We start from the raw sequence: 14,201 nt of genomic DNA, 5'->3' as shown, positions 1-14,201 counted from the left end.
AATAAACAATAGTAGAGAAAAACGCCCAGCAATCCAACAGATAGCTGAGCGTTTTTGAGTATTTAAGCAATTAGTTTTTGAGTGTGGAACTCAAGCACTTTTCATTATCTACTCAGATTACTGGCGCGCCATGCGGTTATTGTGAGCGGGCTTGTCTTGTTCCGTTGAGCGGTAAGGGTTGATATCCAAACCACCACGACGTGTGTAACGTGCAAATACCGTCAGTTTCGTTGGCTGGCAGTACTTTATCAGGTCAGTGAAAATACGCTCCACACATTGCTCGTGGAACTCGTTGTGCTCACGGAATGAAACGAGGTAACGAAGCAACTTCTCACGATCAAGCTTAGCGCCTTGGTAACGAATTTCTACGCTGCCCCAGTCTGGTTGGTTGGTGATCAGACAGTTAGATTTCAGTAGATGGCTGTGAAGAATTTCTTCTACTTGCTCATCACCAGCCGCACCCTCAAGCAGTGCAGCGTCAAAATCGTAGCTGGTGATTTCGATGTCTTGATCGTCAATACACTCGCCTTCCATCGTCACGATAGGTTGGTTGGTGTAATGCGTTACTGGGTTTACTTCCACAAGTACTTGCTCACCTGCGCATGCCGATAGGTCTTGCGTCAAACGCTCAGTCACTTCTTCCCACGTAGCGAAACGCGTTTGGTTGTAGCTGTTTAAGTACAGTTTGAACGACTTAGACTCAATCAAGTTTGCGCTGGTTGCTGGAATGTACACTTCGCCAACCGCAACTTGAGGCAAGCCTTTGCTGTTTAGCCAAGATAGCTCGTACAGCGTCCAAATATCGTGGCCCATAAACGGTAGGCTGTCGCCAAGTTCAAGGTCGTCACGGTTTAGGCTGCGAGGTACAGGTTGCAGCAAGCTTGCGTCGTATTGGTTTGCGTACTCGGTCTTTTTACCCAGAGTCAGGCCAGCAAGCTCTTTAGCGTCAGAATATTTGCTCATACTTTGTGGTCATTTTCGATTAGAATGGCGAGAATTTTACTGAATCCGCTGATTAATTGCCATCCGGCAGATACCGCAACCTGATAAAAACAAACCAGGAGACCTTCATGACCCAAACCGTTCCTCAGGCTCTACAGGACTTTAGCCTGCGCTACCAACAAGCTTGGCAAGACAAACACAACGAACTGCCACGCAGTGAAGAGCTTGCTGATCTTGTTTCTCCGTGTGTAGAAGAGAAACGTGATGAGGTCGTTTTGTGGAAATCGGTTCCACGTGAAGAGATGGCAGATTTCACCAACGTTGAGAACGCAATTGAATTGACGTTGCATGAAGACATTAAGCTTTTCTATGGTTCGCAATACAGCGCAGATATGGATGCGACTTGGCAAGGCAATGAGCTGACACTGCTGCAAGTATGGAGTGACGATGACTTTACTCGTCTGCAAGAGAACATTCTTGGCCACCTTGTGACTCAGCGTCGTCTAAAACTAAAGCCGACGGTATTTATTGCAGCGACCGATGCCGAGCTGGATGTGATTTCAATCTGTAACTTAACCGGTAATGTCATTCTTGAGCGCTTGGGTTCAGATAAACGTGACGTATTGGCTGAAACACTGACCGAGTTTCTAAGCAAACTTGAGGCTGCGGTGTAAGCATGTACGTTGTTGAGTTGCAGTTTGAGTGTTTTGATAACACCACCGTAAGCGCGGTTGATAAAGCGATTAATGGTCTGATGGACGCATTGCGCTACAACGGTCAGGTGCTTGGTCGTGAATTTCCTATCGTAATGGGCGATGGCGAGTTTTATGTTCGCGTCGTTTGCCCAGAGCAAGACAGTTTGCACCCTCGCTACCATTCTGATTTCGTCAAAGTGTGCATGAATCGTTTGTCGGAAGCGTCGTTGCTTGCGCCGAAAATGCGCATGTTGGGTCGTGATTTGAATTCAGAAGAAGCGGCTGAAGAAGAAACACCAAGCTGGCAAGTGCTCTACACCACGTACGTTCATACTTGTTCTCCACTGCGCAGCGGCGAGACACTGTTGCCAATTCCACTGTACCGCAATGGGGCAACACTGAATGGTGACCACAAAGCAGTGGTGAAATGGCAAACCGAATGGCAAGCGTGTGATGAAATCCAAATGGCTGGCGGGTGTCGTGCAGAACATGCGGCATTGCACGAAATTTGCGATGCTGACAGTGTGCTGTTCCGCCGAGGTTGGGATTTGCGAGGTCGTATTGAATACCTCACTAAGATCCCGACGTATTACTACCAATACCGAGTTGGTGGTGAGTCACTTGAAGCGGAAAAAGCGCGCAAGTGTCCAAAGTGTGGTGGTGAGTGGTTACTCGATGAACCGCTGCACGACATCTTCTACTTTAAGTGCGACGATTGCCGAATCGTTTCCAACATCTCTTGGGACCACATCAAGTAGTCTATTTTCTAAAGCTGGCGTCTATGCCAGCTTTTTTCTATCGCGATAAATGGATCGAAGCCGCGTAGTCAAATTATCTATTATTGATTTTGTCAATATATTGATTCAAAAAGCATTTTCACTGACCATTCCTCTCATCCCCTTGATTGTGATCTTTGTTCACATTTAAAGAAAAATGTAACTCAGTTGCATGGTTTATAAGCATTGAAACGTTTGCTTCTCAAAAATTTCAAATAATATCCATATCCTTTTTGAGGTTTTGGGAAGAGGGCCCCTTCCGAAAATATATATAAAAAAATAATCTGGAAGGAATTGAGATGACTTTATTTAAACGAAGCCTAGTCTGCATTGCTGTTGTCGGCTTAATGGCTGGTTGTAACGATGATGAAACCAAGTACGTAGAAGTACCGTCGGATTACAGCCCTGTAGTCGCAGAAGGTAAAACACTAACCAACACGCCAGATGTGGTTGTGAAAGGTGAAGCAACACAAGCGGATGAAGTAACCATTGCTATCGCAGCAACATCGGATCTACACGGTCGTTTGTTTGGTTTTGACTACGCGCTGAACGCAGAAGACGATGACGCGGGTATTACTCGTGTGGCCACTTTGCTTGCTGACCAAAAAGCAGCACATCCAAACATGATCCTGATTGATATCGGTGATACGGTTCAAGGCAACTCCGCGCAGCTATTCAACGATGATCCAACTCACCCAGTGGTTGAGAGCATGAACTCTCTTGGCTTTGACGTTTGGGTACCAGGTAACCATGAATTCAACTTTGAGCGTTCGTTTGTCGATCGCAACCTCGATCATTTTAATGGTGCGGTACTGTCTTCAAACATCAAATGGGAAAGCAACGATGTGAACTACATTCGCGCGTTCCAAATGTTTGAAGTGGAAGGCGTGAAAGTGGCGATCGTTGGCCTGACGCCATCGAACGTGCCGAACTGGGAAGCGTCTGCACCGGATCACTTCAAAGGGTTGAAGTTTGAAAACGAATTGGATGCAACCAAAGAAGCGGTTGATCAACTTGTGTCTAAGTACAATCCAGATGTGATTGTTGGTGCGCTTCACCTTGGTCGACAAGAAGACGGTGGTGTGGGCGTTTACGAAATCGCGTCAGCAATGGCAGATAAATTCGACGTCATCTTAGCGGGTCACGAACACGCGAACTACATCGAGCAAGTGAACGCAGACGGCACTGTTACACCAATCAGCAAATCCACATCAGAAATTGGCGGTGAAAATACGCTGATTGAAGATAAAGCGAAGTCTGGCGAATACAACCAAGACAATCGCGCGCAAAGCGTGAAAATCATTGAACCAGGCAAGTGGGGTGCTTACCTAGCGAAAGCTGAAATTCAATTGAAGAAAGTCGATGGTAAGTGGACGATGGAAGACACTACATTGACCAACATTGGCACGAAGAAAGTGGAACAAGAGCAAGCACTGCAAGCGAAATTCCAATACGTGCACGATATCTCGGTTGAAGACGCCACTCGCGAACTTGGCCGTGTCACGGGTGACTTCACACCAAGCGCAACGGGTTTCCCAGATGAAGCGACTGCGACGGATTACAACTACACGGCAGAGCGTTTGTACTCCACGATTCACCTTGCGAAAGTGGTTGATACGCCATTAATGGACGTGATTAACCAAATCCAAATGCAGACAATCGAAGATGCGGTTGGTAAAGGTAATGGTGCGGTTGTGTCTGCTGCGTCGCTTTTCTCTGATCAATCTAACCTGATCGATGGTGAAGTGTACACCAAAGGTAAATCGACCAACTTGTACAAGTATGACAACACCTTGCTTGGCGTTGAGATGACAGGTGCGAACCTAAAACGCTTCATTGAGTGGTCTTACTCTTACTTCAACCAGTACCAACCGGGTGACATTACGGTGTCGTTTAAGAAAGGCGCGCCAGCTTACCTGTACGACCAATTCGATGGTGACATCGAGTTTACAGTGGATCTAAGTAAACCGTCTCTAGAGTTAGACGAAAATAACACGGTGACAAATGAAGGTAGCCGCGTAAACATCACCAGTATTGGTGGCGAGCAGTTCGATCCAAACGCGACTTACAAAGTGGCGATGAACAGCTACCGTTTTGGTTCGCAAATCCAGAAGTTTGGTTGGGCAAGCAAAGACGACGTGTTCTATGACTCAGTGAACGAACAAGTGTACGCAATTCGCGACATGCTGACGGCCTATGTTGAAGAGAACAAAGGTATCAACGTGGCAGATTTCAGTGGCAGCGTTGGTAACTGGTCATTCACTCAATACCTACCAAGCGGTGATATCACGACATTGCGTGAGGGCGAAGGCAAAGCGCTTTGGGATCAATTGAAGAACATGGAAATCTGTGTCTCAATTGACTTGGAAAACCCGAAATACCCAGCGATTGTTAAGTCTGTGAACATCAATGATTCGTCTAGCTACTTTGTTAACCCTAACAAAGGCGCGGCAACCCTTGATGAGAAAGTCGCAGGTTGTAACCCAACTCATTAATCCTGCATGTGGGCGCGGTAATTTTTACCGCGCCTAATTTTACTCACCAGAGGCAAAGCCCGTTTAGTGAGTGGTGTAGAAGAGTGCTTCATGATCAAAAGAATCTATAACCGATGGGGTTTCACCCTACTGATTACCCTTATCTCCACACTTATCTTTCAGTTTTCTTCTTCGTGGAGTGAAGATTTCCGTCCTAAATCTCGTCAGCAACAAGAGTTTGTTGAAGCGACCGTCACGCGTTCTATCTCAAACCATGTTGCGCCAGATCCGCTCGTGCCAGATGTGATGACAGGCAAACAAGTCTTCATGGCAAAAATCCTTGAGGGAGAGAGCGAAGGCTTAGAGGTGGAAGTCACCAACCCTCTTAGTCGTCAGCACAACGTGTATGTCAGTGAGGGCGATACTTTCATTATGATGATCCGCGAAACCACCAATGGTACCGTTTATTGGGCGTATAACCACAAACGCTCAGACGCGATTTACCTGATGCTTGCGTTGTTTTGTGCGCTGTTGCTGAGCTTTGGTAAGAAAGAGGGCATCAACTCGATGGTCGCGCTCTATTTCACTGCTGCCTTGATCGTTGGCGTGTTGGTGCCGAGTATTTTTGCGGGTTGGAATCCGATGTTGGTCAGCATCTTATTGATGGTGGTGATCATCGTGGTCAGCTTTATTCTCGTTTCTGGCTATAACCGTAAGAGTTTATGTGCCATGGGCGGCACACTATTGGGTGTGATTGCTGCGGGTGTCATGGCGCAGTGGTTTGGTGAAATGGCACACTTGTCGGGCATTTACCTCGACAAAGGCGAAGACGTGATTTACCTAACGTCGGTGAAGATGGGCATTCGTTGGTTGATGTTCGTGACGATTGTCGTTGCTGCACTTGGCGCTGTTATGGACGTTGCGATTTCGATTGCATCGGCGTATGCGGAGCTGCAACAAACCGACCCTAAACTGAAACCAAAGCAGTTGGTTAGAGCGTCGATGAACATTGGTCGAGACATCATGGGTACCATGACTAACACCTTGATCTTGGCGTTTGCTGGTGGCTCATTGACGACCATCATGATGGTGTGGGGTCTTAACATGCCAGCGAGCCAGTTTATGAATATGCCGTTGGTAGGACTCGCAGTGGTGAATGCGTTAGCGGGCAGTGTAGGCATTGTGCTTACTATCCCTTTTACTGCATTTTTAGCGCCTTATGTGTTTAAACATCCGCAAGTGGATACGCAGCCAGAACAGGAGCAAAAGAAGGTTGAGCAAGACGAAGTTCAGCTGTTCTAGCAATATAAAGTCACAATGAAAACAAATGCAAAAAGGGCGCTCCGATGAGCACCCTTTTTAAGTTTCAAGTGTTGTAGAAAGAGGGGATTACCAACCTTTAACTACGCCACCTTTGAAGATGTCTTTTGCTGCTTCGTAAACTTCATCAGTTTGGTATGCTTTCACGAAGTTTTGTACGTTAGCTGCTTGAACGTTGTCTTCACGAGCAACGATAAGGTTTACGTATGGAGACTCTTTGTCTTCTACGAAGATACCGTCACGCTCAGGTGTTAGGTCGATTGAGCTTGCGTAAGTTGTGTTGATGATAGAAACCGCTACGTCATCAAGAGAGCGTGGAAGTTGTGCTGCATCTAGCTCCACGATAGTGATGTTTTTCGGGTTACCAACGATGTCACGTACTGTTGCTTGTAGACCAACGCCATCACGCAGTTCGATCAGACCTTGTTGCTCAAGCAGTAGAAGAGAACGACCAAGGTTGGTTGGATCGTTTGGTACTGCGATACGAGCGCCATCTTCGATCTCATCCACTGATTTTACTTGCTTAGAGTAACCAGCAATTGGGTATACGAAAGAGTTACCAGCCGTTACTAGCTTGTAGCCACGGTCAGTTACTTGCTGGTCTAGGTATGGCTTGTGTTGGAACGCGTTTGCGTCGATTGAGCCATCATCTAGCGCTGCGTTTGGTGTTACGTAATCAGTAAAGGTAACTAGCTCAACGTCCAGGTTGTATTTCTCTTTAGCAACTTTTGCTGCAACTTCAGCAACTTGTGCTTCCGCACCTGCCATAACGCCAACTTTTACTTTGTTAACGTCAACTTCTTTCTCGCCACAACCAGCAAGAACCAGTGCAGAAGCGGCAGTTGCAACAGTCAAAAGACTCTTAAGGCTAAATTTCATCTTTATCTCCTTATAATTGGTATTTTCAATTCTTATCTGTGGTCTACGCGGCGTACGATTGCATCACCGATAGACTGAATAATTTGTACTAGAACGATCAGCATCACGACAGTCACGGCCATGATGACTACATCATAACGGTGGAAGCCATAACGGATGGCTACGTCACCAAGACCACCGCCGCCCACTGTTCCCGCCATTGCTGAATAGCTTACTAGTGTTACTAGGGTAATCGTCACTGAGTTAACAATAGTCGGCATTGCTTCAGGAAGCAGAACTTTTGTGATGATTTGTGTTGGTGTCGCACCCATAGATTGCGCGGCTTCAACCAAACCTGATGGAACTTCCAGTAGTGCGCCTTCAATTAGACGTGCCACAAATGGGATTGCTCCGATGGTCAAAGGTACGATTGCTGCTGTTGTACCGATAAAGGTACCAACCAACAGTTTGGTTACTGGGATAATCGCAACCATCAATACTAGGAAAGGAACCGAACGGCCCACGTTGACGATCGCGCCAAGAATGCCGTTGAGTTTGGTGTTTTCCAGCAGGCCACCTTTTTTAGTGGTATGCAGAATCACACCAAGAGGAATGCCGACTGCGAAACCAACGATACCCGCAACCGCCACCATGTAAAAGGTTTCCCACGTTGCGCCTAAAAGTAGGTTGCTGTTTAAGCTCAGCCATTCAGAAATCGTATTAAAGGACATAGCCAAGTACCTCTACTTTCACGTTGTGCTCACGCAGGAATTCAATTGCTGCGTTATCATCTTCTTCACTACCAAACAGCTCTGCGACCATCATGCCGAACTTCACGCCGCCAGCGTAATCGAGATCAGAACTTAGGATGCTCACGTCGATGTTGTACTTACGAGCGATTTGCGTCATCAGAGGGGCATCCACAGTTGCACCAGTAAACTCTAGGCGAACCAATGGGTAGCTGTTTTCCACGCGCGTGGTTTGTAAGCGAGCTTGGTAATCTTCTGGGATAGAAAGATCCAAAGTCGAACGAATGAACTCGTGTGCCAGAGCCGTCTTCGGATGCGCGAAGATTTCACCAACGGTGCCTTTTTCCACTAGTTCACCATCACCGATGATCGCCACTTCGTGACAGATGCTCTTAACCACTTCCATCTCGTGAGTGATCAGAAGAATGGTGATTTCTAGCTTGCGGTTGATTTCTTTGAGTAGTTCTAAGATGGACTGAGTTGTTGCTGGATCCAGCGCACTGGTTGCTTCGTCACACAGCAGAACGCTAGGGTCTGATGCCAGTGCACGTGCAATTGCCACACGTTGCTTTTGACCACCACTGAGGTTTGCTGGGTAGCTTTCATGCTTGTCTGAAAGACCAACAAGCTTAAGTAGCTCAGTCACTTTTGTCGTGATTTGCGATTTGTCTTTGCCTGCTAGCTCAAGAGGGAGTGCGACATTGTCGAAAACGGTGCGAGATGACAGCAGGTTAAAGTGTTGGAAGATCATCCCGATGTTACGGCGAGTTTCTCCCAATTGCTTTTTGCTTAATTTGGTTAGATCAACGCCATCTACGATGATGGAACCCGATGTTGGGGCTTCCAGCATGTTCACACAACGGATCAGGGTACTTTTACCCGCGCCCGATGAGCCGATAACACCAAAGATGGTGCCCTTCGCGATATCTAGATTAATGTCCTTAAGGGCAAGAATTTCCTTACTGCCTTGGTAGAACACTTTATTGACGTTTTTTATTTCTATCATGTTTCAACCTGCACAGAGATACTGGGAACTTCGCTGTTAAAAACGGCTTTTAACAGGAGTAAATTTTGAACTCTATCTCAATTCTCAGTTGATGCTATGGGTTAAGCTGTAGTAAGTCAATAGATATTTTTACGTCTAGACGTCTAAATGTATGGATGTTCTGTTGGGAAAATAAAACAGAGGATGTTTGGCGGAAAGGAATATAAAAGAGGGATATTCAAGATTTACCGATTCTCGGGCGACAAATCAACTGTTTTGTCGCTCACTCACGCCAATTAGATAGTGTGAGTGCTTATAAGGTATGTAATAATCTGATGAAACCGAGTAAATAGAGAAATACGTTTTGGCAAAACCTGCTGTTTTTATCGATCGTGACGGCGTGATCAACGTTGACCACGGCTACGTTCATGACGAACATGATTTTGAGTACATTGACGGTGTCTTTGAAGCGACAAAAGCGCTGAAGGATAAAGGCTACCTGTTGGTGCTTGTGACCAATCAATCTGGCATTGCACGTGGTAAATTCAGCGAAGACCGTTTCTTATCTCTGACTCAGTGGATGGACTGGAACTTCGCTGATAATGGCGTTGAGTTCGACGGCATCTACTACTGCCCACATCATCCTGAACATGGCATTGGTGAATACAAGCAAGATTGTGAGTGCCGTAAGCCAAAACCAGGCATGTTCATTTCTGCACGTGACTTCTTGAAGATCGACATGGAGAAATCTGTGATGATCGGCGACAAAGCCGAAGATATGATGGCAGCAGAAGCAGCAGGCGTTGGCACTAAGATTTTGGTTCGTACTGGTAAGCCAGTGACAGAACAAGGCGAAGCGATTGCAACGGTAGTATTAGATAGCATTGCAGACGTGCCTGCGTACCTAAACAAGTAATCTTCATTACTGACTGAGATAAGGGAAGCCGCTGCTTCCCTTTTGTTTGATTCCTTCTTTTAGTTTGAACACTTATGAGCAAAAAACTCACCATTCTTGATATCGCGAAATTGGCTGGCGTGGGCAAATCGACGGTCAGCCGTGTGCTTACCAATGATCCCAAGGTAAAACCGCAAACGCGTGAGAAGGTAGAGCAAATCATTCGTGAATCAGGCTACGTCCCATCAAAGTCTGCGCAGTCGATGCGTGGTGGCAGCCAGAAAGTGATCGGTGTGATCATCTCTCGTTTGGATTCACCATCGGAAAACCGCGCTGTTGGCACTATGCTCAACGCTTTGTACTCAGCAGGGTATGACGTGGTGATCATGGAGAGCCAATTCGACCGCGATAAAACCAATGAGCATTTGGATGTGCTTAAACGTCGCAATGTTGATGGGGTTATCGTGTTTGGTTTTACTGGGTGTGATGAGCTGGCGTTAGCGGAGTGGGGCAACCGCATTGTCGTGATCGCGATGGACACGCAAATGGTCTCCTCGATCAACTATGACAACCAAGGCGTTATCGATATGGCGCTCTCTCATCTGGAACAACAATCTATTTCTCGTATTGCCTACATTGGTGTTGATCCAGAAGACCGCACCACAGGTCTTGCTCGCTTAAATGCTTACCAAGCTTGGTGTGAGAAAAAGCGCATCGAACCTTGCTTTCAAACCGGCAAGCTCAACCACGAAAGTGCTTATCAGCTGGTGGATCAAGTCCTTCAATCCGATACACAAGCCATCGCTTGTGCCAGTGACACTATCGCTCTCGGTGTAATTAAACGTCTGCAAGAAGTGGGACGTGAAGACGTGGTGGTTACCGGTGTCGGTGGTAACGAATTACTTTCTTTTCTCTTCCCTAATGTTTTCAGTGTGGATCCAGGCTACTCTAATGCTGGTGAAAAAGCCGCTAACATGCTGATTAATCAATTAAATGGTGATGGGTCTGTGGTGCATTTTACCCAGCAGCCTATCCGTCATTAATCCACCTTTCGATGATCTGCTCTAAAATTATACTGTGATCATTCTCAATTAATGGGACTGTTCCCATTTTGTTTTTGAATGCGAAATGGCACTATTAAAATCATCAAATGGGAATGTTCCCATTATAAAAATAAAACGATGAATTGAATGTATCCAATACAGGGTGGACAAAGTTATGAGTAAGATTGCGCGTCAAGATGTACAGCGTCTTATTGAGCTGGTCGGGGGATCGGACAATATTGCCAGTGTAAGCCACTGCTTAACTCGCTTGCGTTTCGTGTTGAATGACACTGACAAAGCCGATACAAAACAGTTAGATGCACTGCCTATGGTGAAGGGCTGCTTTACCAACGCAGGTCAATTTCAGGTCGTCATCGGCACTGAAGTTGATGAAGTTTACAAAGTACTGATCGAGCTAAGCGGCAAAAGTGAATCGAGCAAAGATGAATCTAAGAACGCAGCTCGTCAAAACATGAATATCGTTGAGCGTGGTATTTCCCACCTTGCTGAAATCTTTGTACCACTGCTACCAGCGATCATCACCGGTGGTCTGATTCTTGGTTTCCGTAACGTGATTGGCGACATCAAGATGTTTGATGGTCAAACGCTAACGGAAATCAGCCAGTTTTGGGCAACGGTACACTCTTTCCTATGGTTAATTGGTGAAGCGATCTTCTTCTTCCTACCAGTTGGCGTGTGTTGGTCGACAGTGAAAAAACTCGGCGGTACTCCGATTCTGGGTATCACATTGGGTGTCACGCTGGTTTCGCCACAATTAATGAACGCCTACCTAATTGGTAAGCAAGTGCCTGAAGTATGGGACTTTGGCTTATTTGCCATCGAGAAAGTAGGCTACCAAGCGCAAGTTATTCCGGCAATGCTCGCTGGTATGGCTTTGGCGTTTATTGAAACCAACTTAAAACGCATCATTCCGTCTTATCTCTACTTAGTGGTCGTGCCGTTTGTTTCTATCATCGTGTCTGTGATTCTTGCGCACTCTATCATTGGCCCATTCGGTCGTATGTTGGGTGACGGCGTTGCTTTCGCAGCAAAAGCAGCCATGACGGGTGACTTCGCAATGATTGGTTCAACCATCTTCGGCTTCCTATACGCGCCATTGGTAATTACTGGTATTCACCACACCACCAACGCGGTTGACCTTCAATTGATGCAAGAGCTAGGCGGCACGCCAATTTGGCCTTTGATTGCACTTTCAAACATTGCTCAAGCATCTGCAGTAGTCGGCATCATTATCATCAGTAAAAAACATGGCGAGCGTGATATCTCAGTACCTGCGGCTATCTCAGCTTACCTTGGTGTGACTGAGCCAGCGATGTACGGCATCAACTTGAAATACAAATTCCCAATGCTGAGCGCGATGATCGGCAGTGCGATTGCAGCCGCTATCTGTGGCAGCGCAGGTGTGATGGCGAATGGCATCGGTGTGGGTGGTTTGCCGGGCATCTTGTCTATCCAACCGCAGTTCTGGGGCGTATTTGCTCTGGCGATGTTGGTGGCGATTGTGGTTCCGGTAGCGCTGACGCTTGTGCTGTATAAGCGCGCACAGATGAAAGGTGAGTTAGAAACCGCTAACGCGTAATTCAAACCGAGGCGGCGATTTGGCTGCCTCGTTTATCTCCTCTAATTTTTAAGATTTTTAAGTTTCCGTTTAATGGTAAGTGAGCGTTAGAAATGGCAATGACCAAGCATGATGAGAGCTGGTGGAAAACCGCAACCATCTACCAAATTTACCCAAAAAGCTTTTGTGACAGTGGAAGTAAAGGCACGGGCGATATTAAAGGGATCATTTCTAAACTGGATTATCTAAAACACCTTGGTGTGGATGCGATTTGGCTGACGCCGGTTTATCAATCGCCAATGATCGACAATGGTTATGACATTTCCGATTACTATGCGATCAACCCAGATTTCGGCACCATGCAAGATTTCGATACCCTGCTGGCTGAGGCTCACCAGCTGGGTATTCGAATCATCATGGATATCGTGGTCAACCATACTTCGACAGAACACAAGTGGTTCCAATCAGCACTGGGTGATAAAAACAGCCCGTACCGTGATTACTACATCTGGAAAGATCCGGTTGATGGTGCAGAGCCAAACAACTGGCAATCTAAGTTTGGTGGTAACGCTTGGGCACTGGATGAAAAAACGGGTCAGTACTATTTGCACCTTTTTGCCAAAGAGCAAGCGGACTTAAACTGGGAAAACCCGGTAGTGCGTGAAGAAGTGAAAGAAGTTATCTGCTTCTGGGCAGAAAAAGGTGTCGATGGTTTCCGTCTTGACGTTATCAACCTGATTTCCAAGCAGCAAGATTTCCCAAGTGACAATATTGGTGATGGTCGCCGTTTCTACACCGACGGCCCACGTGTGCATGAATACCTTCAAGAGATCAGTGAAGCGGTGTTCCAAAAATATGGCAGTGTGACGGTAGGTGAAATGTCGTCCACCACGCTAGAGCATTGTCAGCAGTATTCAGCGCAAGATGGCAAAGAGCTGTCGATGGTGTTCAATTTCCACCACCTGAAAGTCGATTACCCGAATGGTGATAAGTGGACGAAAGCGCAGTTTGATTTCATCCAACTAAAACAGATCTTCAACCACTGGCAAACCGGCTTAAATGGCAAAGGGTGGGGCGCGCTATTTTGGTGTAACCACGACCAACCACGCGTTGTGAGCCGATTAGGTAACGACGAACAATACCGTGTTGAATCTGCCAAAATGCTTGCGGCATCGGTACACATGATGCAAGGCACGCCTTATGTTTATCAAGGTGAAGAGATCGGCATGACCAACCCGGGTTACACCGAAATCAGCCAATATCGTGATGTTGAAAGCACGAACATGTACGACATTATGGTCAATCGCGATGGCGTATCTCACGACGATATGATGGCGATTTTGGCGCAGAAGTCGCGTGATAATTCACGTACGCCAATGCAATGGAACAGCGCGAAACACGCGGGTTTTACTGAAGGTACGCCGTGGCTAGAGGTATCTCATAACTATTCTGAGATCAACGCGGAAGCCGCGATTGCCGATTTGAACTCGGTGTTCTACTTCTACAAGCGCTTGATTGAACTACGTAAACAGGTTCAAGTAATCACTGATGGTCGTTACGAGGACTTGCTGCCAGAGCACAAACGTATTTTTGCTTACGCTCGTCAGAACGACAAGCAAACGCTGTTGTGTATTAACAACTACTACGGCGAAGAAGTGGAGTGTGTGTTACCAGAGCGCTTTGATATGAGCAAAGCCAAGAATCTGCTTTCCAACTATCAGAATACGACCAGCGCGATTGCTTCCAATCACCAAGTTCTGCGTCCTTACGAAACACGCATCTTGCTGATTGAGTCTTAAAGGCAAATAAAAAGTACCCCTAAGGATTTCGATCCGAAACAAAAGGCTTTGGAGTGCTCCCCAAAGCCTTTTTTCTATGAGATAAG

Annotated in this window: 12 protein-coding genes; 8 read left to right on the top strand and 4 right to left on the bottom strand. The window is 46.5% G+C overall.

Features of this window, described 5'->3' with window-relative positions:
- Positions 1 to 117: 117 nt before the first annotated feature.
- Positions 118 to 963 carry an NADPH-dependent 7-cyano-7-deazaguanine reductase QueF gene (gene queF / locus ACLIIY_RS11610; RefSeq protein WP_078607776.1) on the bottom strand — a complete coding sequence of 282 codons (846 nt, stop codon included), beginning with the start codon at positions 961 to 963 and terminating at the stop codon, positions 118 to 120.
- Positions 964 to 1,070: 107 nt separating this feature from the next.
- Between queF and syd the strand changes: the two genes are divergently transcribed.
- From syd to ACLIIY_RS11590, 4 genes are all read left to right on the top strand, one after another.
- Positions 1,071 to 1,616 carry a SecY-interacting protein gene (gene syd / locus ACLIIY_RS11605; protein WP_005440129.1) on the top strand — a complete coding sequence of 182 codons (546 nt, stop codon included), beginning with the start codon at positions 1,071 to 1,073 and terminating at the stop codon, positions 1,614 to 1,616.
- A 2-nt stretch (positions 1,617 to 1,618) separates the two neighbouring features.
- The gene (locus ACLIIY_RS11600; RefSeq protein WP_005440128.1) at positions 1,619 to 2,395 is read left to right on the top strand and encodes a Zn-ribbon-containing protein; all 777 of its coding nucleotides are present in this window, start codon (positions 1,619 to 1,621) and stop codon (positions 2,393 to 2,395) included.
- Between the two features lie 317 nt (positions 2,396 to 2,712).
- Positions 2,713 to 4,908: a bifunctional metallophosphatase/5'-nucleotidase gene (locus ACLIIY_RS11595; protein WP_434527635.1), complete on the top strand. Its 2,196-nt coding sequence runs from the start codon at positions 2,713 to 2,715 to the stop codon at positions 4,906 to 4,908.
- Positions 4,909 to 4,998: 90 nt separating this feature from the next.
- Entirely contained in the window at positions 4,999 to 6,189 is a 1,191-nt protein-coding gene (locus ACLIIY_RS11590) for a YibE/F family protein (RefSeq protein ID WP_334422859.1), read from the top strand.
- Between the two features lie 87 nt (positions 6,190 to 6,276).
- Here ACLIIY_RS11590 and ACLIIY_RS11585 read toward each other — a convergent pair whose 3' ends face one another.
- Genes ACLIIY_RS11585 through metN form a run of 3 tightly spaced genes read right to left on the bottom strand, consistent with a single transcriptional unit; the run spans position 6,277 to position 8,820 of the window.
- A complete protein-coding gene (locus ACLIIY_RS11585; RefSeq protein WP_005440125.1) occupies positions 6,277 to 7,086 on the bottom strand; it encodes a MetQ/NlpA family lipoprotein in 810 nt (269 codons plus the stop codon).
- Between the two features lie 32 nt (positions 7,087 to 7,118).
- Positions 7,119 to 7,796 carry a methionine ABC transporter permease gene (locus tag ACLIIY_RS11580; protein WP_009705638.1) on the bottom strand — a complete coding sequence of 226 codons (678 nt, stop codon included), beginning with the start codon at positions 7,794 to 7,796 and terminating at the stop codon, positions 7,119 to 7,121.
- Complete coding sequence (metN, locus tag ACLIIY_RS11575; RefSeq protein ID WP_005440122.1) at positions 7,786 to 8,820, bottom strand: methionine ABC transporter ATP-binding protein MetN; 1,035 nt, start codon at positions 8,818 to 8,820, stop codon at positions 7,786 to 7,788. The genes ACLIIY_RS11580 and metN overlap by 11 nt, the downstream gene beginning before the upstream one ends.
- Before the next feature lie 343 nt (positions 8,821 to 9,163).
- Between metN and gmhB the strand changes: the two genes are divergently transcribed.
- From gmhB to treC, 4 genes are all read left to right on the top strand, one after another.
- A complete protein-coding gene (gene gmhB / locus ACLIIY_RS11570) occupies positions 9,164 to 9,715 on the top strand; it encodes a D-glycero-beta-D-manno-heptose 1,7-bisphosphate 7-phosphatase (RefSeq protein WP_005381961.1) in 552 nt (183 codons plus the stop codon).
- A 74-nt stretch (positions 9,716 to 9,789) separates the two neighbouring features.
- Positions 9,790 to 10,737, top strand: coding sequence for a trehalose operon repressor TreR (treR, locus tag ACLIIY_RS11565; protein WP_434527634.1), 948 nt, complete (start codon positions 9,790 to 9,792; stop codon positions 10,735 to 10,737).
- Positions 10,738 to 10,912: 175 nt separating this feature from the next.
- The gene (gene treB / locus ACLIIY_RS11560) at positions 10,913 to 12,337 is read left to right on the top strand and encodes a PTS trehalose transporter subunit IIBC (RefSeq protein WP_005440120.1); all 1,425 of its coding nucleotides are present in this window, start codon (positions 10,913 to 10,915) and stop codon (positions 12,335 to 12,337) included.
- Between the two features lie 92 nt (positions 12,338 to 12,429).
- Positions 12,430 to 14,115 (top strand): alpha,alpha-phosphotrehalase, encoded by a 1,686-nt coding sequence (gene treC, locus ACLIIY_RS11555; RefSeq protein ID WP_434527633.1) that lies wholly within the window; start codon positions 12,430 to 12,432, stop codon positions 14,113 to 14,115.
- Positions 14,116 to 14,201 lie beyond the last annotated feature (86 nt).

The sequence above is a fragment of the Vibrio sp. K4 genome (genome assembly GCF_051122595.1).
In the GTDB taxonomy this organism is placed as follows: Bacteria; Pseudomonadota; Gammaproteobacteria; order Enterobacterales; family Vibrionaceae; genus Vibrio; species Vibrio owensii.
This window is presented reverse-complemented; position numbering and strand designations above follow the sequence as displayed.